The following is a 23664-nucleotide window of genomic DNA, read 5'->3' as shown; positions in this document are numbered from 1 at the left end:
TTCCGCCGCTGGTTATATCCCGGGCCTGGTCGGCCAGCGGTCCGCGAAACCATTGCGCGATCGGGGTAACAAAACCCATTTTCGGCCGATAGAGAATCTCGTTCGGAAGATATTGTTCCATCGATTTCTTGAGGAGATATTTGCCTTGTCCCCGATGCACCCGCAAATTGGTTGGCAGCTTCGCGGCAAATTCCATCAGCTTGTAATCAAGCAATGGTTCGCGCGCTTCGAGACCCACTGCCATGCTGGTCCGGTCGACCTTGGTCAATATATCACCCGGCAGCCACATTTTCATATCGGCATATTGTGCCTGATCCAAACCGTTTTGGGCCGGAGCATTTTCCATCAGGTCGATCATCCGATGCTCACCGCGATAGTCACCCAGATCGCGCCGCATCGCATCGGAATAGATTTGCTGGCGACCCGGCGGCGTGGTCACCCCGACCGCTTCGGCATAGCCTTCGGGCCCGGTTCTCGCGAGGGACAGCAAAGTCGACTTGGCGCGAAACGGACGCGGCGCCCAGTCGGCCTTGGGATAGACCGATCCCAGCCAACCCAATACCGGTCCCCGGAAGGACTGCGGCAACAGCCCCCTCACTCGTTCTTCGGCGTGGTGAAATACATGGCGGCGATAGCCCGCCATTGCCTCGTCGGCACCGTCGCCGGAAAGCGCCACGGTCACTGTCTCGCGTGCCAGCTCGCTTACCCGATAGGTCGGCAAGGCAGAGGCATCGGCAAAGGGCTCGTCAAAATGATCCGCAAGCGTGTCGATCAGGCCAAAATCATCAGCCGCCACGATACGTTCGCGATGATCGGTCTGGAAACGCTCCGCTACCAGTCGGGCAAAGTTCGTCTCATCGAGCGACTCCTGATCAAAGCCGATCGAGCAGGTCTTAACCGCTCGGCGACTATTTTCGGCCATCAGGGCAACTACCGTGCTGCTGTCGACCCCGCCGGAGAGAAAGGCCCCCAGCGGTACGTCGGCGATCATCCGCGAACCCACGGCCTGTTTGAGCAACTCGACCAGTTCCTCTTCGAGAACCCTGGCCGACGCTTTGTTCCGCTGGCTGAAATCCATATCCCAATATTGCACGGATGCCGGTTCCGGCTTGCCTTGCTCGAGCAGCAGATAATGGCCCGCGGCGAGTTTTTTCACGCCCTTCAGCAGCGATGTCTGGTCCGGTACATAACCAAATGCCAGATAATCATCGACCGCGGTGATATCGGGTTCCCGGCGCAACAACGGATTGGCGAGCAGGGCTTTCAGTTCCGATCCGAATATTATGCTGCCATCCGAAACCGGCGCGTAAAACAGCGGTTTCACGCCCAGGCGATCACGTGCCAAAAGCAATTGCCGGGTGCGCTGGTCATAGACCGCGAAAGCGAACATACCGTTCAGCCGCTTCAGGCAATCCACACCCCATTGCCGCCAGGCGTAAAGAATGACTTCGCTGTCGCTGCTGGTCTGGAACTGGTGGCCAAGCCGTTCGAGCTCTGCGCGCACTTCCAAAAAGTTATAGATCTCGCCATTGAAGCTCAGCACCTGTGCTTCGTCGAGCGTCAGCATCGGCTGCGCGCCGCCCTCCAGATCGATGATCGACAGCCGGCGATGCCCAAGTCCCACACCCGGTGCAGTCCATATGCCCGATCCGTCGGGTCCGCGGTGAGCCAGAATGTCAGTCATCTTGCGCAGACGATCGGGATCAACCGGCTTGGCTGTCTCCAAATGAAAAATACCTGCAATTCCGCACATGCTGTGCGCCCTAGCGCAGCCCCGCCATCTCGTCAGCCAATTTATCGACCGCTCCCAAATCAGCTAGAAACGCATCGATCGCTTTGCGCGGAGATTGCTCGCGGTTTGTCTCGGACGACACAAGGACCGCAACCGCCTGCTGCGGGCCGCCCAAAATATTGCTTTTCAGCGTTTCCAGTTTCACCACCGTCTCGCTGCCGGTCAGTTTGCCACCAATCCGGTAAAAGGTAACGACATCGCGAACCACCGGTCCTGGTGCGATCAACTCTATGGCAGCGGCGCCCTCCGGCGCGTCGAGATTTCGATTCCACGACCAGCGCGTATTCGGGACAAGAGCGCCCTGTCCAAAGCCGACAATCTCCCGCCCCTCTTCCTGACGATCATAGACCGCGATTGAAAGATCGACTTCCATCCCCGTCGATCCGTTCCGATAGCGACCGAAAAGCTGGTGACTGGCTCCGTCAAATACCGGTTGCCAGGCGTAGAGCGGCCGGTAATCTATTAGCTCCCAACCGTCCACAGCCGGCAGAGCAATTTTATCCGGAACTGGCGATTCCTGAGCCGCAAGCGCCGACGTCCAAAGTATAGGGATCAGAACGATCACCGCCATTGCGGCCATCACCTTGGCCGGTTTCTGTCTGGTTGCCCGCAAATCCTGCTTCTCGCTCAACGCATCGCCATCGATCATCGGATCATCGATACTGCGATCAAAGAAAGGCCAGCCAATCGCCATCACCAGAATCAAGACGAACGCGAAAAAGAACCAGCCGTAAAAAATATGGTCAAAACCGGAAGCGAAATCGAGCGATGTGTGATGGGCGATATAGATGGTGCCGAAGGCGCGGATACCATTGGCGATAACCGGAACGATCACCGCAGCGACCATGAACACCATCCGCCGCTTCCAGCTTCGGAAGCAGACATTGCTGACCAGCGCGCCATAGGCAAGCATTGCGATCAGAAACTTGATCCCGGAACAGGCTTCCGCAACTTCGAAATAGCCTGTGGGTGTCGAGATAAAAACCCCGTCGATATAGGCAGGGATGCTGGCCCAGCCCAGAAAGACCATCGACAATTTTGCGGTGACCATTTGCAGGAAGGGCACAAATTCCTCGCCGAAAGGCACAAGAAAAAAGCTGAACCCCAGCGGAAATATCAACCCGCGTGCAACCGTTGGTCCAAGCAGTGTCACCACCGCGCCCTGGAGCATCATCAGCAATCCGAGATGGCGGGCAAAGGCAACGCCGGCGGCCTCACCCAGCATCCAGCCCAGCGATGCGAGACCCGTTAAGAACAGGCCCGGAAACCACAATTGTGGCGCGAGTTTCGCAAGTTCTTCCTGTCGTTGCTGCACCAGCCAATAGAGGATCGGCAATATCAGCAGGCAGTGATTATAAGTGGAGATATTCCACCACGTCCGGACCATGTCGGCACCGTCGCGCCAAAAGATCGCCAGAATGGTCAAGATGGCAACCGCCAGCAACTTCAGATGCGTTGCCCAGAGTAGCGAAAAAATCGCAGGCTGAGGTTCGGGTCCCACGTGTTCGGCCGTCGCACTGGTCATGCCGCGACCTCGACAGCGACCGGGTCAGAAACGCCGCACAAGGCAGGCAGTGCGGCCAGCTGGCTTTGCCACGAATAATGCGAGTGGATCAGCTCTCTCGCCTGCTCACCCAAGCTTCTGGCCCGCTCAGGGTCGTCCAGCAGGTCACACACCAGCTGGACTTCTTCGTCAATGGACCGGGCGACCAGCAAATGCTTGCCGCTGGTCGCGTTGATGCCTTCGGCGGCGCAGCCCGATGCGACGACCGGCTTGGCCATCGCCATTGCCTCAAGCACCTTGTTCTGAATACCTCTGGCAATACGCAGCGGTGCTACAACCACATCAGCTGCCTTGATCCAGCTACGAATATCATCGACCGCACCAATGACTAAGGTACCGTTCTTCTTGTCGAGTTGCTTTACCTTGTCTGACGGTGCCCGCCCGACGATTGCGAATCGTGTATCGGGGAAACGCGCGAGAATATCTGGCATGACCTCTTTGCTAAAACTCTGCACCGCCTGGACATTCGGCTGATAGTCCATTTGACCGGTAAACACGATCAGCGGACCGCTATGTTGGCCTCCTTCTGGCTGAACTTCCGGAGCGGTGTAAAAGTCCGGATCGATCCCGTTACCGACTGACTTCACGCGTTCGTCCGTCAATCCCGTTCGTTGACGGAACAAGCGCGCCTCGGCTTCGCTGACAAAAAGACTGTGATCGGCGCGTTGGGCAACATTCTTCTCGAAGGTCCGCAACAAGCGCCCTTCGCGACGATTGATCCAGGCCATCGGTCCCGATCCGTCATCCGCATAGCTTTCAAATTTGGCGCTATCGACATCGGCAAAATCCATCACCACTCGGCCGTCGAAATCGGGCGGAATATATTGCGCCATTTGACCGGAAAAAATGAAGATGCAGTCGACCGGACGAGTCTCAATTAACTGCGTGACATGATTGTTGATTTCAATGCTCTCGAAGGATGCCAGCGATACCGGTTTCCCTGAGACCAGCGCTTCGATCCCTGCCCGCCATTTGGGTTTGTTGCGCACCACGATTTTACAGGACGCCAGTTCCGCTTTGCGGTCCCAACCGATTTGCCGTTCCGTTTCGTCATCAGCGAAACAGGCAATATGCACCGGCGCACAATCCATCAACTTTTGCAGAAAATGGTGTGAACGAATCTTGTCCCCACGGTTGGGAGGCCATGGAACGCGATGCGCCAGAAAGAGAATTTCACCCATTAGCCGAGGCCCTTGGCGATCATCGGTCCGATCCGGTTTGCGACCGACAGCGGCAGGTGCTGCCACAACGCTATCTTCGCCTTATATTTGGGACTCATCGGATTGACGTCGCGGGCTTCTTCACCCTCGGCGGTGCGTATCGCATAGGACAGAGGTTGCGGTTCAAATCCCCAGTTTTTCTTGAACGAAAATGCACCCGTGCCATATTTGGATCGACCAAAGTCGAATGATTGGCATCCCCGTTCCCGGGCATGGTTCATCAGGCTGTAGTACATGATATCATTGGCTCTGAAGCGGCGCGCATTCCACGTCCCGCCGCCCCAATATGGCATCACTGACTGTTTATGATAAAGGCTCAGGACACTGGCCACCGGCATGCCTTCGTGGAGCACGGTCAATATGTCGGCATCATTGCCAAAACCATCCAATACTTCATCGAACAGGGCCTTCGGAAAAACCGGAGTGCCGAGATTGCGGACACTTTCGGCGTAGACGGCATAATGATCTGCGCGATCCTGTGCCCCAGTCCCGACACGTACAGTCAGTCCATTGGCCAGTCCCTTGCGAATTTCTGCCCGCTGTTTTCGAGGAATTGCAAGCAGCTGGCTTTCCTCGTCATCCGCCAGTGCATTCACAAAACCGGCGTGGACACCTTCCCGGCTTTGCCATTGATTATTGGGTGCGGGACCCCCGCGCAATTCAACGGTTGGAAAACTGTATTTCTCGGCGAAGCTCCATGCTTCGTCAGCCAGCAATCGAATTGCTTGGTCATTGTCTGAAAGAATGCCTCCGCCTACAGCGAAACCGGAAGACACCAACGCGCGGCCAAATAATGCCGAGTGAATCAGGTTGAGCGGCAATATGCCCTGCAATTCGCCAGAACCATCTTCGGCCAAAAGATATCGCCAGTCATGGCCGCAGGCCTTGCCGACCGCGAGAACCCAGGCAGGACGGTGAAAAGCTGTGCCGTCCTCTGACGCATAAACAAACGCCTCGATGCGGGCCAGTTCATTTGCATCCGGACTCTCGAGAACGCGAACCGCAAACGGTTTGGGCTTGAAGGCCATGTTCATTGAAACACCTTAGCTTCCAAGGCAGCCAGCTCGTCGACCCTGCCCCATTTGAAATCCTCGCCGGCTCGCAACAGCTTGGCCCGCATTCTTGTCAAATTAGTATAATGCCGGAACTTTGACAGAACCGGCGCATTTTCAACCCTCGGCTGATCGGGATCAATTTCCCAAGGGTGAAAATAGAATATCGCCCCGCGACCGTCATCGCGATGCATTTTCCGGACCGATTTCTCATATAATGCATAAGGCAATAACCGGAAAAAACCGCCCCCTCCGGCAGCAAATACACGATTACCCAGTTTCACCGTAGTGACCGGCAACTCGATGAAATCGGATTGTTTCACGGGCTTCCACGCAAAGCGCGGCGATCCTGCCCAGCCATAATGATCGTGATTGATTGGCGCGACGCTGGATGAATAGGCATAGCCTTGTTCGGCCAGAATTGCATGCGCCCAAGGCGTCCGCTGATCAATGGAAAAGCTCGGTGCACGATATCCGATTACTTTCTGGCCAGACGTATCTTCCAGGATTTTCCGGCTGCGATCGAGATCGGCGCGGAACTGATCGGGCGTAAGTGTGAACACCCGGGCATGGTCATAGCCGTGATTGGCTATTTCATGTCCGGCAGAAACAATCTTTTGCATCAGTGACGGGTAACGCTCTGCCACCCAGCCCAATATGAAAAATGTCGCCTTGATACCCGCTTCGGCAAACAGCGCCAGCACCGCCTCGGTATTGCGCTCTACCCGATGCTCAAGCCTGTCCCAGTCGGCATGGTCGATGACCGTCTCGAAGGCTCCCACCTGAAACCAGTCCTCGATATCGACGGACATGGCATTGAGCAAAGCATCCGCTTTTCCCGCCGTAGCAAAAGATTCAGGCCGCGCGTCCTGCATTGACATAGCTTTCCTTGCTCCGGATATCGTTTTCGACCCATTCCACGAGCATCGTCAAGACGCGGTGCAAATTTTCTTCCTGACCATCCATACGCTCTTCCAACACAGATAGTCTCCGGGAGAATTTTTCGATGCTCTGAACGGTTGCATCGTCCACCGCTGGCGACGGCGCTGCAATTTCCTCCGGGCTTGCCTGATTCCACAAATTGACTACCTCATGCTCCTGCTCCGGGACAGGTTCAGAAGATGACTCAAACGGATGCTCGGTCGGTTGCTCCAACGGTTGTTCGACCGGCTCCTCGAGAGGCTGCTCCGAGAACGAACTCGATGTTTCAGGCTGCTGCTCGGTATCTGTGTCACGGGCCTTTTTGGGTTTTTCCCACAACGGGCTTTTTCTCTCGGTCGAAGATTCCAGTGGCGCATCGATTTCCACGTCTTCGCCATTCAGGTCGGCAAGTACCCGCTCGACCATCGTCTGGTCGATCAGTTCTGCATGCTCGACCGAGCCCATCAACAATACACGGCTCATCAGAGTGTTAATTTTACGAGGAACGCCTTCGGTTTCCGCATAGAGCAATCGAAATACATTGGTGGTGATCTTGGGACGCCCCGACCAGCCACTTTTGGATAGACGGTGCGTGATATAGGGCTCGATTTCTTCTGCGCTCATCGGATCGAGATGGTGATGCGCTATGACCCGCTGGCGCAATTGCTCCAGCTTGTCGGAACTCTCCAGCATGTCGCGAAATTCCGGTTGGCCGAGCAGGAATATCTGCAGCAACGCCTGCCCGCCGAGCTGAAAATTTGACAGCATCCGTAATTCTTCCAGTGCATCCACTGGCAGGTTCTGCGATTCATCAACGATCAGCAGACACCGTCGGCCGGCCCGCGCCTCGGCATGAAGAAATTCTTCAAATGCGCTGAGCAACTGAGCCTTGTCCATATTGTCGGTGTCAATATCGAAATGATTGGCCGCGACACGCACAATGTCCTGACTATCCAGTTTGGTAGTCACGATATTGGCCGCCGTCAGACGGGCTTTGTCGATCGTCGCCATGAGATGGCCGACCAGAGTTGTTTTACCTGCACCAACGTCGCCGGTGATCACGATGAAGCCTTCACCCTGAGCCAGGCCGTAACCAAGATATGACAGGGCCTTGCGGTGCGTCAGGCTCTCGAAATAATAATGCGGATCCGGGGTCAGCTGGAACGGCCGACCGTTTAATCCATAGAATGTTTCATACATGCGCGTATCTCCGATCAACAGCTGTGTTGATGCTCCTAAAAATCATATCTGAGGCCCAGCAGAGCGGAAGCTGTGAGCTCGCTGTCAAAGCCATCCTGCTGAAAACTATCCAGACCTACAGCCGCGGTACCCTGCAATCCCGGCAAGATTCGTCTGTAATAAGCCGCATTGGCTCCGACTCCCAAGACATTGGTAGCGCCTGCAAAGCCGCTATCCAACAGATTGGCATAAACATTCGCATCGAAACTGGAATAGGTGTCGATATCCCGCCCGATCGACAAGTTGGCATAATAATTTTCGTCCACCAGGCCATCGACGGCAGCAACCGCTCCCAATTGCGAAGCAAAGAAACGACGACGAGCATATCCTACGCCAAGCCCGGCTTCCCAACCGCGATAATTATAGGTATATTGACCGTTGACGCCGCGTGCTCGAAACGAAGACGAGGACGCCGACTGCAGCACATCATTGAAACAAAGACCACCCGACTGACCAAAAGCGCAGCCGTTCAGTTCACCGCTCAAAGGATTGCGCGAGCTGGAAAAACTGGTGCCCAGACTGGCGAGATTATCGTTGAGCAAATTACCGAAACCTGAAACCGTGTCATAGACCGAAATATTTATCGCGGTATTCTGATTAGGCTGATATCCGAAACTGCCAAAATAGGTTTCACTGCCATATCGCTGACCGACCCGGGCTTCGAGCGAGGTGCGACGGCTCGGCCGCCACAAGACACCGGCATCCCAAATGATCCCGTCCTGATCGTAGGACAATAATCGGGGCGATGTTTCATCGGTGACCAGACGACCATCTTCGTCGACGACCGGATCGCCATTGATATCCCGCACCGCATCGCGTTCTGAAATCTCGATGTCCTCGTAACCGACACCACCGACCAGCGCGAGGGTCGAAGAAACTGGAACCGTGACATCTGCGCGTGCATATTTGCCTTCATAGCGCTGATCCAGCTGACCTGCATCTTCGCGTTCCCAACCGGCGCCGACGGTCCAGCCAAAAGGCAGATCACCCGGCGCCATGCCAACACTGGCACTGGCCGAGTGGCTAATACTATCGTCAAAAATATCGATCGGAAGCTGACCTGGAGGCAAGGCTCCGGTATCTTCGCTCTCGACCTTGGTATAGCCGACACGGTAGTTCGCGTTCACATCCAGTGCACCGACCTGGGTCGACAGATTTGGACCAGCATAGACCGAATAGACCTGGGTCACATTATCGATATTGCCCACAGTATTCGAGGGCGCCTCGCCGCGCAAATCGACCCGGCTACGGGTCGCCAGACCACCGGCTTCCAGTGACAGCACATTGGGCACGATCTGCACATTGCCACGTGCCAAACCGGTGACGACATCGTCATCGCCAAGATTGTCCTGATAGAAGAAACGGCGTTCATAACGCACATTCAGTTGCGCTTCGGCGTTGCGCGTTTGAATGGAAGTATCGATACCGGCTGCTACCGATGTATAGGTCAGCACGTCGCTACCGTCTTTCAGATCGGCGACCAATACCTGCTGGATCTCGATATAGGGCGCAAGTTCGGCCTTGCGTTCGCGCGCCTCGACTGCGGGTGCGGCCAGTCCCAGCAACGGCAGAACAGCCGCTGCATAACTCAGGACTTGGGGTGTTTTTCGCGAGGTCATGGCTTACTCTCCATATCCATAATAAGATCCAAACCGCCTTCCGGTCGGCGAGAATTTGGTGCCGTTCAGAAGTAGCTGGATATGTTCACAACCGCCCATCAGACTTAGCGCGTCGCGCAGGGCAGTCTCGGTAGTTTCGTCAGCTTTGACCACCATCAGCACTTGTCCGACGTGCGTTGCCAGAACGGATGCCGGCGAGGCTGACAAAGCAGGAGGTGAATCAAAAATAACGATGCGATTAGGGTTATTCTGAGTCAGGCGGTTCAACACCTGCTCGGTTCGATTCGACGCCAGATATTCAGTATCGGCGTTAGTCTGATCGCCAGCTGGCAAAATCGCGAGGCCGGGAATATCCGTATGAATGATGCAAGTTTCGACTGCTAGCTTTGGATCGGCTAGCGCATCCATAAGGCCTTTGCTGCCTTCAAGACCGAGGCTGGACAAGATGCTTGGTTTTGCAAAATCCGCATCGACCAACAAGACCTCGTTATCCTTTTCTGCCGCTATCGATAGCGCCAGGTTCATTGCACAGAATGTCTTGCCTTCGTTGGGATGAGCGGAACAGATCAAAATCCGTTCGCCGTGCGGAACCGGCGCGGTCCTCTGGCTGCCCTTCGCTACCAACAGCAATTGACGTTTGATGATTCGGAATTCTTCCGAGATCCCCGTGACCGGGCCATCGGGAACGATGAAGCCTGCTTGGCGAAGCTTGTCCCGATCAACGATGACCCGCGGGCCATCATAAGCCGCGACCGGGGTTTGCGGCATCGGGGTGATTTGCTGGTGCAAAGTCTCGGTTGCTGCAGCGTCCGCAGCACTGCCTTGCTGTCCACCCGTACGGATGGCAGGGACATAATCGTAAATTTCCCCTGCCCTTTCAAGCAGCGAACCTAATTTTCTGGGAGGACTATATTTGTTCATCATTGCTCCCTCAAGCCACCATGCCGCGTTGGATAAATTCCACGATCATCAACATTGCAAAAACGCCGAAAAGCGCACCGCTTGTGCCATAGAATAAGCGTAGCTTTTTACCGCGAACTGCGCGTTGTGCGTTGGTCAAAATCTGTGAAACGGAGCCGATGACCGGCAATCCACTGGCTTTTTCCAGTTTCGATGCGGTCGGATAGCTGGTTTGCAAGTGGCCCATGGCGAAAGCGGTACCCACACCTCCACCAATCCCGGCAAACAGGACCAGGGCCAGCAGCAACGGACGATTGGGTGCGGCGGGAGACCGGGGGCTGGACGGTGGATCGATTACTCGAAATTTGACGGAGTCGGTTTCGGTCTCCACCTGGCCGCGGAATTTGATTTGTTCCCGGTCGGTGAGCAGCTTGTTATATTGCTCCTTCAGAACTTCATGGTCGCGGTTGATCCGCGACATTTCTGCGGCAATCCCGGGCTCTAGCGTTTGTTTGGACGCCAATTGCGCCATATCCGCCTGAAGCGCGTTTTTCCGCGCCTGCAATGCGGCAACCGTCGCCTGGCGTTCCGCCCGCATGCTTTGCAGCGAACTATAGGCGGGATTTGGTGTTCGATAGCCACCGCCGCCGGCGGGTTCTTTGGATGCTTGTACCCGAAGCGCCGCAATTTCGTTCTTCATGGCCTGAACATCAGGATGGCTGTCGGTCCAGCCGCGCGCGCGCGCCGAAGCCAATGTTGCCTGAGCCTGAGCCAATTGGGAACGTGCACCACCACCAGCGCCGCCAACTCCCGGGGTCGCGATCGATGAAGGTGTTCCGGAAAGCTGGCCGTTCAACGCGGCAAGCGAGGCAGAGGCCTGGCTCAGTTGCGAATCAATCTGGCCCAGTTCGGCGCGGGCGGATTCCATTCTTTGGCTGATCGATCCGACACCCGGCAGCAAGCCCAAATTTTCTGTTTCGAACTGCACGCGTTTCTGCTCCGCTTCCTGAAGCTGTTTTTCCCTCTGGGCGAGCTGAGCATCGAGAAACTTGATAGTCTGGCTGGTTTCGTCACGGTCACCGGACAGGTTTTCCTCGACAAAAATATCGATCATTTTCTGTACAATATCGCGCGAAAGCACAGCATTTTCTGCGTCCGAGAGATTGCTGGCCGAAGAGGTGGCTATAATTTCGAACAGATTGTCTTTTTCCGATTTAATCTGGATGCTTTTGCGCAGCGTCTCGACCTTGCCAGCCAATTCCCGGTCACTGGAAACAGAATCATTCAATGCCGTTCCGCGAACGACTTTTTCGAGATTAATGGTGGATGCGAGGGTTTCCTGGACGCGCTCCATGTTTTTCTTGCGTTCGCGCGCATCCACGCCGACTTTGTCGGACAATATTGACTGCATCTCGATCGAAATCCGGGCTTTCGATTCATAACTATTGGGGATCAGAGCGACAACCAGCCAGCCCAACAGGCACAGCCCCCATGCGACAGCCAGTGCCAGCCAACGCCGGTTCCAGACGCTGTGTACCGCTATTCGAAATTCATCATAAAGACCGTTCATGAGGATTTTTCAGTTCGTGTCAGATGGTGCAGGAAAAACATCAGAACATGCTTTCCGGGATGATTATCACATCGCCGGGACGCAGCATGACATTGGCTTTTGCTTCCCCTTTTTTCAGCAAATCGTCGATCCTCAGCGCATATTCTTTCTGCGCGCCCGTGCCCCGGTCATGACGGATCAGCCGAGCGCGATTGCCGGACGCAAATTCGGACAGTCCACCGACCGCGATCATCGCGTCGAGCAAAGTCATGTTGGCACGGTACGGAATCGATGCCGGTTTCTCGGTGGCACCTACGACACGGATTTGCTGCGAAAATGTGCCGGAGAAATTGTTGACGATAACCGAAACCAGCGGCTCGTTGATATATTGGGAAAGCTGCAGCTTCAGATCTTGCGCGAGCATGGCGGGGGTTTTGCCCACGGCAGGCATATCGGTGATCAGCGGCGTCGTTATGCGACCGTCGGGCCGTACCTGAACCTTCGCGCCCAGTTCAGGATTGCGCCATACGAAAATTGTCAGTTCGTCGAGCGGACCGATCACATATTCTTCGCCCGGCCCTTCCTGCATGGATACAAAGGATGCCGGGGGAAGCTGTGGGCCACTGGAGCTGCCGGAACAACCGGCGACGGAAAGTGACGCCAGTCCTGCACCGACCATAAACTTTGCCAAGTGTTTGTTTTTCATAGCAGAACGCATCTTATTCACCTCGTAAAAACCCTTTGGTGAGCAACCGATTTCCGGCGGAAAACGGGCAGATCACGCAAAGTCACGAGATGGCTATGCTGGAAAATAGTGAATATAGCGTTAGGAATAGCTGAATTTCAGATTAACAAGTCTGGCGCTTTTGACCGCAGTCAATGACATTGAAACTAAGCCACTAATATCTCTTTCGCCGGTCCCTGACCGAGGAAATTTGCGGGGCTTGCCGAAGCCCCGTAAGCACCGGCGCAAAATATCGCGACAATATCACCGACACCCGCTTTGGGCATGGCGGCGTTGTCACTTAAACGGTCAAGAGGGGTGCAGAGACAGCCGACAATCGAGGCCGTTTCCGTTGGCTCTTCTGAAAATCTGCTGGCGATGGCCGCGGGATAATTGCGTCTCACCACGGTTCCGAAATTTCCGCTCGCAGCCAGCTGATGGTGCAACCCGCCATCTGTGACGAGGAATATCTGGCCTTGGCTTTCCTTGCGATCGACGATCCGGGTCAGATATACGCCTGCTTCACCGACCAGAAAGCGGCCCAGTTCAATGGCAAATTGGGTTGAGGCAAGAATATCGGGCAATTTTTTAAACTTGTCCGTCAGGGCTGCTCCTACCTTGGCAATATCCACCGGTTCATCGCCCGGAAAATAGGGAATACCAAAGCCGCCGCCAAGGTTGATATGGTCTGGCGCCTGGCCAATCGTGGTCGCCAGACGCGCAGCGAGATCCAGGGTCTGCGCTTGAGTCTCGATAATCGCGTCCGCGCTGAGCGCTTGCGATCCGGCAAAAATATGAAAGCCACGCCAATCTGCCGCCGCATCCAATATCCGTTTCACCGTCGGTGCAACCAGTTCGATATCCATCCCGAACGGCTTGGCTCCGCCGCCCATTTTCATGCCCGAACCTTTGAGATCAAAATCGGGATTCACGCGAATCGCGAGCCGCGGCGTTTTGCCGCAGTCAGCACCGATGCGTAGCGCCCGGTCGCATTCGCCGGGCGATTCGATATTGATTGTGACGCCCGCCCGGATTGCCTGCTCGAGTTCTTGGTCCCGTTTGCCAGGCCCTGCAAAGCTGATATGTTCCGCGGCGGCCCCCGCATCGAGAGCCATCCGCAATTCCCCTCCAGAAGCGATGTCAATGCCGTCGGCCAAGCTTACCATCTGGCGCAGCAGCGGCTGGAACGGGTTGGCTTTCATCGCATAATGCAAATCAAGTCCGTCGGGCATGGCCGCCCGCAACTGCGCCATCCGCGTGTCGAGCTGGTTGCGCGAATAGACAAATAGCGGAGAGCCGTTTTCCGCAACCAGCACGCTGCTTTTCTGACCGCCAATGGCCAGTTCACCGTCGATTGCGGAATATCCTGACGGGATGGGCCCGGTAGCTTTGGTCTTAATCATTCGACATCCATGCTGGCCAATGCGTTGCGGTCCAGCTTTCCATTGGGGTTTTTGGGAAGTTCGGAAAGCGGGATAATATCCCGGGGGTGCATAAAATTCGGTAAATTCTGCTTTAAATATTTTCCCAGCTGCTCTGTGACTGCAGCAGAATTCGATTGCCGTTCAAACGGCCTGAAGAATAATCGGATCGCCTGACCAAGCCGTTCATCGGGTACGCCCAGGGCAACCGCTTCCGCGACAAGCCGCGATTCTACCGCAATCTCCTCGATCTCGGTCGGGCTGATCCGGTTGCCGGAACTTTTGATCATCGCGTCATCCCGGCTGACGAAATAAAGCAGTCCGTCATCGCCGCGTTTCACGGTATCGCCTGAAAAAACCGCAGTGCCTTTGTAGTTTGATGCCTCTGGCGCACTTTTAAACCTTTGCGCCGTCCGCTCGGGATCATTCCAGTAGCCTTGCGCCACCAACGGCCCGCAATGGACCAGCTCTCCCGGTTGATCCGGTCCGGCAATATTCCCTTCCTCGTCCACCACCAGAATTTCCGCGAATGGGATCGCGGTACCCATGCTGGTCGGATTATCGTCGATCAGAGCGGGATCAAGATAGGTGGACCGAAACGCCTCGGTCAGACCGTACATAGCATAGATATCGGTGCCAGCTCCAAATATCGCTCGCAATTGCTTGACCAGACTAGGGGTCAGCGCACCGCCGCTATTGGTCAGCCGCCGCATCGAAGCGACCGCCTCGTCTGGCCAGTCCTGCTCAACCAATTGCACCCAAAGCGGTGGGACAGCAGCCAATGTGGTGATGTTTTCGCGTTCGCACGCCTTCAAGACGTCGCGGGGAGTCAGATAGTCAAGGGGAACCGCGCATCCACCCGCGACCCAGGTAGCAAATAGCTGATTCTGGCCATAGTCAAAGCTCAGCGGCAACACGCATATGGTGCGGTCATCGGCAGATAGCTGTAGATATTCAGCTACGCTCAGCGCCCCGAGCGTCATATTGGCATGGCTGAGCATGACTCCTTTTGGACGACCTGTGGAGCCGCTTGTGTAGAGGATCGCAGCCAGACCGTCGGTGTCCGTCGTAGCCGCGCTGGGCGGTACCGGAGTCGCAATCGATTCCAGATCGCTTGAAACTTTTTTGTCCTCGAACAGGGCACAGTCGCCATTGATATTGCCGTTTTCGAGCGTTTTCAGTCGCCCGCCATTGCTGATCAACAGCCTCGCGCCGCTGTCCGCCATTATGTGCGCGACCTGAGCCTGTTTCAGCAACGGATTTACAGGCACATGGACCAGACCGGCCCGCGCCGCAGCCAGCGGCATGATGCAGGCCAGTTCGGTCTTGGCGAGCCAGGTCGCGACCCGGTCACCTTTCGCAAGTCCCTGCCCCTGCAGCCATGCCGCCAGCAGGCCGACACGATGATTTAACATCTTGTAGCTAAGAGTCCCCGAACGCATCGCGAGAGCATCCGCGTCCGGATCCTTGCCAAGTGCCAGATGGTCGAGCGGGAATGCGGCGGTTTCGGGATCTAAATTCAATTGCGTTGACCTATGGGAAAAAGAGCAGATTTGTGACAGATACGACCTTAACCATGACCAGCGAATATCATAGCAATTTCCAGTCTGTGCAAGCCATAGCCGGAGAAAAACTGGGCCGGTCGGTCCAGAAGTCCCTGTTCGACCGGATCGAATGGCTGAAACAGCTGCATGAGCTTTGCCTGCCGGACAAGACTCCCTTGATCGTCCACAGCAGCGAAGGAGACGCCGAAGCCTGGATGTTCTTGATGAAAACCGGCCTCGGCCGCCACGCTGCGCTCGCCAATTGGTATAATTTCACCTTTCGCCCGATTTTTAACGGTGAATATGACGAAGTCACGAAACTGGCTTTGCTCGCAAAACTGGCCAAAGAGTTAAAGTCTATTTCGCATCATATTGAAATCACGCCCGTTCCTGACGAGGATTCAGCCGCCAGTCTTACCGAACGCGCGTTTGAACAAGCGGGCTGGATTGTGTTCCGGTCCAAGGCAGATGACAATCACATCCTTAACGTCAAAGGCCGTACTTTCGATCAATATTGGGCCGATCGTCCAGGCCAGTTACGCAGTACAGTGCGACGCAAAGCCAAGAAAAATCTGGTCTCCGTCCGGATCGAAAGCGAATTTTCCGAGGAAGACTGGAATGACTATGTCTCTGTTTATCAACGCAGCTGGAAACCCGAAGAGGGAAATCCGGATTTCCTGAGGAAACTGGCCCGTCATGAGGCCGCTGCGGGCTGCATGCGCCTTGGCCTGGCCTATATCGATGGAGAACCTGTTGCCGCCCAGTTCTGGACTGTTGAGAATGGCGAGGCGCTGATCCACAAACTGGCGCATATCGAGGATGCGACGAAATCTTCTCCTGGAACCTTGCTGTCCGTGGCCTTGTTCCAGCACGTGATCGACATCGACAACGTGCAGTTGATAGACTTTGGCACTGGCAACGACGGCTATAAGCGCGAGTGGATGGAAGAGGTCCGGGATCGCTACCGGCTGGAATTTTACTGGCCCAATAACCCGTTGTCGTGGTTACCGGTTTTGCGCCATTATGCCTCGGGCCTTGCCGGAAAGCGCGCTTCGCTTTAGGGAAACGCCGTTATCCGGGATTCGGGGGTTTTTGATGCACAACAAGGTCGAGTTAACGCCGGATGCCGCCGTACGCGCGGTGATGCGGGATATTTTGGGCCTGAGTCCAGAGCAGGTCGCGGATTTCACGGCAGAAACCGAGCTTTTCGGCGCTATCCCCGAACTGGACAGCATGGCGGTGGCGGGATTGCTCACCGAGCTGGAAGACCGTCTTGATATCATGATCGATGATGACGAGGTCGATGGCGAATTGTTTGAAACCTTCGGAAATCTGGTCGCCTTTGCCGAGATGAAAGTCACAGAGTGACACTCGCCCCCGCATTCGTCTCCTACGAATTTGCGGACCGCAAAGAGCTTTGTTTGTCCTTAGGGACCCCGTTTTCGCGCCGTGTGATGCTTGTCCCTCCGCTGTTCGAAGAGATGAACCGCATGCGCAAGATGATGGTGGACGTCATGCGATCTCTTCATACCCTTGGAATCAGCAGTTTCCTGCCTGATCTTCCCGGCACCAATGAAAGCCTCGTCGCGCTGCAGCGGGTCACGCTGTCCGGTTGGCAAATGGCCGTGATGGCCTGCGCGCAACAACATCAGATTTCGCATATCGCCTCGTTCCGCGGAGGAGTCTTGGCCATTGCCAGAATGCACGTCGCCGACCATTGGATGCTCAGTCCGGTAAAGGGCGCGACAATCTTGCGGACGATGATGCGCACCAAGGTTGCCGCTGATCGCGAGGCGGGGCTGAGCACTGGCATTGCGGAACTGACCGCCCGAGCCGGAGCCGGACCGCTAGAACTAGCCGGGAATATCATCGGCTCCGAGCTTTTTGCGCAGTTGAATGACGCAGAGATACCGGAAATGGAAAATCAACGGATCGTCCGGCTGGAATCCGACAACAAGCCCGGCGATGTTCAAATCCACGGTTCAGCCCTGTGGCTGCGCGCCGAACCCGATGACGATGCCGAGATGTCCTTCGCCATCGCTCAGGATATCGACGGCTGGATCGGCCAATGACGCGGAGCTTTCATCAGATCGCTTGTGAAAGCGAGATGCTGGCAGCCACCCTGGATTCGGGAACCGGTTCAACCGCTCTACTGATCGTCAGCGGGGGCAATGAAATCCGCTCCGGGGCCCATAATGGTATGGCACAACTGGCTTTGCGGATCTCTGAGCAGGGTTTCCCGGTCCTTCGCTACGACCGGCGCGGCATTGGCGACAGCTCCGGTAACAACCTGGGCTTTTTGGGCAGCGCGGCAGAAATATCAGCGGCCGCCCAATTTCTCAGGCAGAAGCAGCAACAGCTCCAGACGGTCATTGCCTTTGGAAACTGCGATGCGGCCACTGCCCTCGCCTTGTTCGGGCCTGATGCTGGGATTGATGGCTATTTGCTCGCCAATCCCTGGGTGATCGAAACAACCAGTGAACCAGATATGCAGGAACCGACTTTATCGTCCGCGGCAATCCGGTCGCGCTACTGGGACCGGATCAGAAACCCTAGGACGATTTTCGATCTGCTATCGGGGAAAATAGACTTTAGAAAACTTCTGAAAGGATTGAAACAAGCCTCTCGTTCAGAAGAAAATAGTGTTCTATCCTTGCGGTTACGTGATGCACTTTGCCGCATTGACGGTCCTGCCCATTTGCTGCTGGCAAAACGTGACACCACGGCACGCGCTTTTCTTGCTGCCTGGAACAGCGTGGACTTCGCAACGGCAAGACAGAAATCTACCATTACCGTTGAAGCGCTCGATAGCGCATCGCATAGCTTTGCCGACGAGGCCGCCAAAAACTGGCTGACCGACGAATTGTTACGTGCACTGCGTTCCGACTGACTATTCCGCCGCGATCAGTTCAAATTCCTGTTCCGCCAAAAAACGCTCGGCATCGAGTGCCGCCATGCAGCCAGTACCTGCTGCGGTCACTGCCTGACGATAGATGTGATCCATCACGTCACCACAGGCAAACAGTCCCGGAATTTTGGTTTTCGGCGTGCCCGGCTCGACCTGAATATAGCCGCCGTCGATCAGATCAAGATGATCCTTGAAAATTTCTGTCGCCGGCGCGTGACCGATTGCGACGAAGGCCCCGTCGACCGTCAAATGATTTTTATCGCCGGTCTGGGTGTCGACAAGGTCCAGTCCGACCAGGCCGAGAGGCTCGCCGCCGCCAACGAATCGTTCGACATTCTGGTTCCACAGCACCGATATCTTGGGATTGGCAAATAGCCGGTCTTGCAGAATCTTCTCTGCTCTCAAATTGTCGCGGCGGTGGATCAGGGTCACGTCATCACTATGGTTGGTCATGTAAAGCGCTTCTTCGACCGCGGTATTGCCGCCACCGATTACCGCGACTTTCTTGCCGCGATAGAAAAACCCGTCACAGGTCGCACAAGCCGAAACGCCCTTCCCTGCCAATTCCTCTTCTCCCGGGAGCCCTAGCCATTTGGCCTGCGCACCGGTAGCGATCACCAGCGTATCGCCCTCATAAATATCGCCGCCATCGCCCGTCATCCGGAACGGGCGCTTGGAGAAATCGACATCGACAATTGTGTCGAAAATGGTCCGCGTGCCAACTTTTTCGGCCTGCGCCTGCATTTCTTCCATCAGCCAAGGCCCCTGGATGACATCGCGGAACCCGGGATAATTTTCGACATCTGTGGTGATGGTCAGCTGTCCACCGGGTTGCAGACCCTGAACCACAATCGGCTCCAGTCCCGCGCGGGCACCATAGATAGCGGCCGACAATCCGGCAGGCCCCGAGCCCAGGATGAGCATTTTTGTGCGATGTGTTTCGGCCATATTCGATTCCCGATGCTGATTCTGTTGTTTGCAAATAGGGATGCCAGATGCCGCTAGGCAAGACCTATCGTTATCAAACCGGGCGAAGAATTATTTCGGGCGGTGATAGCAGTTTTAGGCTCTACCCCCACGTGGAAGTTATCCGGAGAATATCTTGAACCGATCAATTGCCTGTCCGGTGAATTGCGGAGCCGGCTTGAAACTTGTGCACGACACTTTATTTCGCGCTGTTTCGATGTCCAGATCACGCAATTGCAGCCGGACCGCCAACATCAGAGCCAAGGAACTGCAACGGCCGTAGATATCACAACCTGTCCTGGATGCAGGGTTATCGCTTGGTTTGTCGAATCACCCGAGAGAGGACCGGTGTAAACCGGCGCAACGGTTGGTCCTCGCACGTCCCGTTGTTAATGTTTGCAACGGGACGGCGACCGGAACAATTGGAAATTGTTGAAAATCGGTCGTTTTATGCAGGTAGATAAAGGCCTCAGCGATAGATTTTTATTCGGATTATTCGGTCCAAAACGCGGATTTCCTAACAGCTATATTGATCGCGGAGGAAAACTGACAGCGAACCATCCATGATTCCAGCGGTTCCTAATGGTTTAATAGTTGTTAAGTCACAATTTTCCGCGGTGGTTAACATCTGACCCCTAGTTCGTTCATCATAAGACGACATTTAAGAACTAACTTTTGGAGCAGATCAGTGCAGAAACCATCCAGCTACCAGGCGAGCCTTTTGGCGGTGACGGCCCTACTTTTAGGAAGCGCATCGTCAGCGGTTGGGCAAACGGTTGTTCCGCTTCCAGAAGCACCGATCGGTGAAGAGGCACAAGTTTCTCCATTGAACCTTGATGAAGTCGAAGATCAGGTGCAGACCTCGGTTGAGGAAGAAGCGCGCCCGGTGGTAACGATGGGTGGTACGCTCAATCCCTTTGCGGGCAATATCGACCCGTTCGGTGGCAGCATCGATCCATTCGGCGGGACAATTGATCCCTTTGGCGGCACCATTGATCCTTTCGGCGGGACAATCAATCCCTTCCATGGCGAGATTAGAGCGCTTTGGGGCACTATTGACCCCTTCGGCGGCTCGATCGATCCATTTGGCGGCACCATCGATCCATTTGGCGGAACCATCAATCCGTTCTACGGAAATATCGATCCTTTCGTTGGTAATATCGATCCGTTCAGCGGTGTCGAGCTGCCAAATTATGTAGAAATTAACGCATTTTGGCACGAATTCGGGGCGATCTGGAAAGACGTCAATGTGTTACTCAACCAAACAGATTTAATCGGACTGAGTTGGACAAAAAAACGAACGCTAGACACACTTACCGGGCAGCTTGTTACCAAGACAAATAGTGCTTGGGGAGAAGCCATTATAGCCAGAAACGGCGGTTCGACGAACAGCAGTTTCCTGGATCCTCTGCTTGCCAAATACGGACTTTCTGCCACCAATCTTTCCGGTCTGCGAACGCTGACAAAAGCGCAAAGAGCACAACTGGTTTCAGAATGGTTTGACGGATTGATGGGTTATACCGGTTTCGATCATGTCGATCACTGGATGAAAACGGTCAACTGGAACCCGCTGCTTACAGAAATCCAGGGCGCAGGTGCGGACAGCGTCATCGGAATATTGGATGGTTCGATTATCAGCGATCCCGATTTTTTTAGCAATGTGTTCCAGGCAGGCGGTTATACCTCGCTGGTTGGCGGACATGGCGTCGGCGTTGCCAGCCTGATTCTTGCAAAACATGACGGCCAGGGTGTCATGGGAATTGCGCCCAATGCATCTGTCGCAACTTACAATCCATTCGACCACACGGGTACGGCATCTTGGACGGATATCCGCAATGGCATTGTTTCCCTGAAGCAAGCCAATGCCAGCGTAATCAATATGTCTCTGGGTATCACCGGTTGGACATTACACCCCGAGTGGAACAGCGTTTTCAATCACGACCAGGTCCGCGCCGTAGCCAATAGCACAGTTTTCGTGATCGCGGCTGGCAACGATGGCAGCTCGCAGAGCGAGAATGTCGAATGGCTGGCAAACATCGACATGGGTTTGATCATCGTCGGAGCGGTTGATGCGCAAGGCAATATTTCGAGCATGTCCAATCGTCCCGGTACTGCCTGTTTGGCAGTCGGCGGAATATGCAACGAAGGTTCCTATTTGCGCGACAATTTCATTGTCGCACCAGGCGAATTGATCCTGATGTCCGACGGCGCAGGCGGAGTGGTCCGTCGTTCCGGTACATCTTTCGCGGCTCCGCTGGTTTCCGGCGCGATAACATTATTGCATGATCGCTGGCCCTGGCTGGCAAATGAACCGGCTGCGACTGTCAGTATCATTTTGAGTACCGCCCGCGACCTGGGTGAACCGGGTACAGATAACGTCTACGGACGCGGCCTTCTGGATGTCGAAGCGTCGCAGTCGCCAATCAGCTTTGATGCGCTGCGGATATTCGAACATAGAGGCGGAGAAACCATCAAGCGGGGCGCGGCCGAACTGAAAGCATCTGGCATCGGCGAAACATGGAATGCCGAGGGTGTATTCCTCACCTTGTTTGAAACCGTGGGAAATACACATCGCGATTTTGCCGTACCTTTTTCCGATTCACTGATTGGTCAGAAAACCAGCGTGAACGGTTCTTCGGAATATTTTCAATCTTATATCACCAAGCGCTTCCGGACATGGACGCAAAGCGGCACCGACCAGACGGCAACGCCAAGCAGCGGCGGATTTACCGATGTCGCAAGCTATGCGACTCCAAACCGCGGGGGTTGGACGTTTGCAATTTCGTCTAGCAACCCGGCCAATTACCTGTCGAATGGCCGGCAGGGCCAGATTCCGCACAATGCAATCCGGTTTAGCGATGAAGCAGAAAAATTTGGGTTCAAGGCTGGCTATGGTCAGGGATCGATCGCGTTACTGGGACAGGAATCTTTCGGTCTGACGAGCGATTATAACAGCATCAGGGGTGGACTGAATCCGGTATTGGGTCTCGCATCCGGCGGCGGCTTTATGGACGCGGAAATTGCTATTTCCAAGAACACCAAAATTGCCTTTGGCCTGACCAATCGTCGCTTGAACCATTCGGAAAACACGGAACTTACCGAAGCCGAGCGCTTCCAGTTGCGCAGTGCAGATGATTACAAAGCAAATGCCTTTAACCTGCGTATGACGCACAAACCGGTTGATGCGGTTACGTTGAGTGTCAGCCTTGCAAGCTTGACCGAGGAACAAGGCCTGCTTGGTGTTCAATCTGCGTTGGAAAGTGACCTTCGGCACGGCTCGAACAGCAAGACTATCACCTTCGGCGGAAGCGTGGATCTCCCCGATGGTTTTAACATCGCTGCTTCTGCCACCGCAGGACTTACAAACTCCAATGGCGGGGAAGATCAGAGCCTTCGAACACGCGGCGGCGTCAAGAGTTCAGCATTTGCATTCTCTGTCGGCAAACTGGGCGTCATGAACGAGAAGGACCAGTTCCGTGTTACCGTTACACAGCCGCTTTACATCGAAAGCGGTACGCTGGAATATTCGTCTGTCGAAGTGATCAACCGGCAAACCGGAGAAATCGGGACTGTCAATCGCAGTTTTGGAATCGCCGATGAAGGCCGGAAATTCAACGCAGAATTGCTTTATGCAACGCCGATCATGAATGGTGGCGAACTATCCTTCTTTGGCCGGGCAGAATATGATTCGACGGCTAATATCAAAATTAACCAAATAATAGCAGGTGGAATGCTAAGCCTAGCCTTCTGAGCGACTTAAGTCAGGTTATCCGGCGGGAGTAAAAACCGCTGATGGCGATGACGCAGTCGCACAAGGGCGGGGGGGAACCAGGTTGGACCAGAAACTTTTTGCAATATTTGTTGCGATCGCAGCCTGGAGTATCCCTGCGGCTGTTCAGGCCACGTCTTCCCCTTCTTCTGCACAAGTGGATTTTGAAGCGCAGATTGCCGACACGAAATCAAACATGATGTCTGATCCGGCCGCTGCCTTGCAGGCCGCCCGGACTGCTGCTGTCACCGCGAATAAGATGCCGAAGGATAAGGCTATTGTCGCGATTGCCACAAGCCAATGGCTCGAAGGTGAAGCATTAACCCGCCTGAACAAGGCCAAACTTGCAGAACCGGTAATCACCGCGGCCCTGGAAACAATTACGCGCGCTGATCCTGACAGCAAACTACATGCGGATTTGCTAAAGTCCCGCGCCGCCATAATCAGCCAAACAGGCAAAGTGGAAAGCGCTCTGG

At 55.0% G+C, this 23664-nt stretch carries 18 protein-coding genes and 1 pseudogene; 6 read left to right on the top strand and 13 right to left on the bottom strand.

The features are described 5' to 3' along the window. The 12 genes from WBM93_RS07675 to WBM93_RS07620 all read right to left on the bottom strand — a co-directional run. Positions 1 to 1753 (bottom strand): XrtA/PEP-CTERM system amidotransferase (locus tag WBM93_RS07675; RefSeq protein ID WP_424430397.1); only part of this gene is annotated, 1753 nt, incomplete at its 3' end. Between the two features lie 10 nt (positions 1754 to 1763). Then, positions 1764 to 3317, bottom strand: a complete 1554-nt coding sequence (gene xrtA / locus WBM93_RS07670; RefSeq protein WP_424430394.1) for an exosortase A — start codon at positions 3315 to 3317, stop codon at positions 1764 to 1766. Beyond that, complete coding sequence (locus WBM93_RS07665; RefSeq protein WP_424430392.1) at positions 3314 to 4537, bottom strand: TIGR03087 family PEP-CTERM/XrtA system glycosyltransferase; 1224 nt, start codon at positions 4535 to 4537, stop codon at positions 3314 to 3316. Before WBM93_RS07665 ends, xrtA begins: the two co-directional genes overlap by 4 nt. Then, the gene (locus tag WBM93_RS07660) at positions 4537 to 5610 is read right to left on the bottom strand and encodes a FemAB family XrtA/PEP-CTERM system-associated protein (RefSeq protein WP_424430389.1); all 1074 of its coding nucleotides are present in this window, start codon (positions 5608 to 5610) and stop codon (positions 4537 to 4539) included. Before WBM93_RS07660 ends, WBM93_RS07665 begins: the two co-directional genes overlap by 1 nt. Next, positions 5607 to 6503, bottom strand: a complete 897-nt coding sequence (locus WBM93_RS07655; RefSeq protein ID WP_424430403.1) for an XrtA system polysaccharide deacetylase — start codon at positions 6501 to 6503, stop codon at positions 5607 to 5609. The genes WBM93_RS07660 and WBM93_RS07655 overlap by 4 nt, the downstream gene beginning before the upstream one ends. Then, positions 6484 to 7749 carry an XrtA/PEP-CTERM system-associated ATPase gene (locus WBM93_RS07650; protein ID WP_424430386.1) on the bottom strand — a complete coding sequence of 422 codons (1266 nt, stop codon included), beginning with the start codon at positions 7747 to 7749 and terminating at the stop codon, positions 6484 to 6486. The genes WBM93_RS07655 and WBM93_RS07650 overlap by 20 nt, the downstream gene beginning before the upstream one ends. A 35-nt stretch (positions 7750 to 7784) precedes the next feature. After that, positions 7785 to 9407: a hypothetical protein gene (locus tag WBM93_RS07645; protein WP_424430384.1), complete on the bottom strand. Its 1623-nt coding sequence runs from the start codon at positions 9405 to 9407 to the stop codon at positions 7785 to 7787. A 3-nt stretch (positions 9408 to 9410) separates the two neighbouring features. After that, positions 9411 to 10328, bottom strand: coding sequence for an AAA family ATPase (locus WBM93_RS07640; RefSeq protein ID WP_424430382.1), 918 nt, complete (start codon positions 10326 to 10328; stop codon positions 9411 to 9413). A gap of 10 nt (positions 10329 to 10338) precedes the next feature. Next, positions 10339 to 11877, bottom strand: a complete 1539-nt coding sequence (locus tag WBM93_RS07635) for an XrtA system polysaccharide chain length determinant (RefSeq protein WP_424430379.1) — start codon at positions 11875 to 11877, stop codon at positions 10339 to 10341. Positions 11878 to 11917: 40 nt separating this feature from the next. Then, positions 11918 to 12535 carry an XrtA/PEP-CTERM system exopolysaccharide export protein gene (locus WBM93_RS07630; RefSeq protein WP_424430400.1) on the bottom strand — a complete coding sequence of 206 codons (618 nt, stop codon included), beginning with the start codon at positions 12533 to 12535 and terminating at the stop codon, positions 11918 to 11920. 212 nt (positions 12536 to 12747) lie between these two features. After that, entirely contained in the window at positions 12748 to 13983 is a 1236-nt protein-coding gene (locus WBM93_RS07625; RefSeq protein WP_424430376.1) for a pyridoxal-dependent decarboxylase, exosortase A system-associated, read from the bottom strand. Next, entirely contained in the window at positions 13980 to 15524 is a 1545-nt protein-coding gene (locus WBM93_RS07620) for an acyl-CoA ligase (AMP-forming), exosortase A system-associated (protein WP_424430373.1), read from the bottom strand. The genes WBM93_RS07625 and WBM93_RS07620 overlap by 4 nt, the downstream gene beginning before the upstream one ends. 32 nt (positions 15525 to 15556) lie before the next feature. On the opposite strand from WBM93_RS07620, the gene WBM93_RS07615 reads away from it, so the two are divergent. The 4 genes from WBM93_RS07615 (at position 15557) to WBM93_RS07600 (ending at position 18435) form a co-directional block, all read left to right on the top strand. Beyond that, positions 15557 to 16606 carry a GNAT family N-acetyltransferase gene (locus WBM93_RS07615; protein WP_424430370.1) on the top strand — a complete coding sequence of 350 codons (1050 nt, stop codon included), beginning with the start codon at positions 15557 to 15559 and terminating at the stop codon, positions 16604 to 16606. A 34-nt stretch (positions 16607 to 16640) separates the two neighbouring features. Then, positions 16641 to 16913: an acyl carrier protein gene (locus tag WBM93_RS07610; RefSeq protein WP_424430367.1), complete on the top strand. Its 273-nt coding sequence runs from the start codon at positions 16641 to 16643 to the stop codon at positions 16911 to 16913. 86 nt (positions 16914 to 16999) lie between these two features. Next, the gene (locus WBM93_RS07605; protein ID WP_424430364.1) at positions 17000 to 17617 is read left to right on the top strand and encodes a hypothetical protein; all 618 of its coding nucleotides are present in this window, start codon (positions 17000 to 17002) and stop codon (positions 17615 to 17617) included. Then, positions 17614 to 18435, top strand: a complete 822-nt coding sequence (locus tag WBM93_RS07600; protein ID WP_424430361.1) for a hydrolase 1, exosortase A system-associated — start codon at positions 17614 to 17616, stop codon at positions 18433 to 18435. The genes WBM93_RS07605 and WBM93_RS07600 overlap by 4 nt, the downstream gene beginning before the upstream one ends. Here WBM93_RS07600 and trxB read toward each other — a convergent pair whose 3' ends face one another. Further along, positions 18436 to 19401 carry a thioredoxin-disulfide reductase gene (gene trxB / locus WBM93_RS07595; RefSeq protein ID WP_424430358.1) on the bottom strand — a complete coding sequence of 322 codons (966 nt, stop codon included), beginning with the start codon at positions 19399 to 19401 and terminating at the stop codon, positions 18436 to 18438. It abuts the gene before it with no gap. 706 nt (positions 19402 to 20107) lie between these two features. Between trxB and WBM93_RS07590 the strand changes: the two genes are divergently transcribed. After that, positions 20108 to 23170, top strand: coding sequence for a S8 family peptidase (locus tag WBM93_RS07590; protein ID WP_424430355.1), 3063 nt, complete (start codon positions 20108 to 20110; stop codon positions 23168 to 23170). Between the two features lie 82 nt (positions 23171 to 23252). Further along, positions 23253 to 23664, top strand: a pseudogene (locus tag WBM93_RS07585) (hypothetical protein); the annotation flags it as partial.

The sequence above is a fragment of the Parasphingorhabdus sp. genome (genome assembly GCF_049667325.1).
Lineage (GTDB): Bacteria > Pseudomonadota > Alphaproteobacteria > Sphingomonadales > Sphingomonadaceae > Parasphingorhabdus.
Note: the sequence above shows the minus strand (reverse complement) of the source record. Positions and strands in the feature narration are given on the sequence as shown.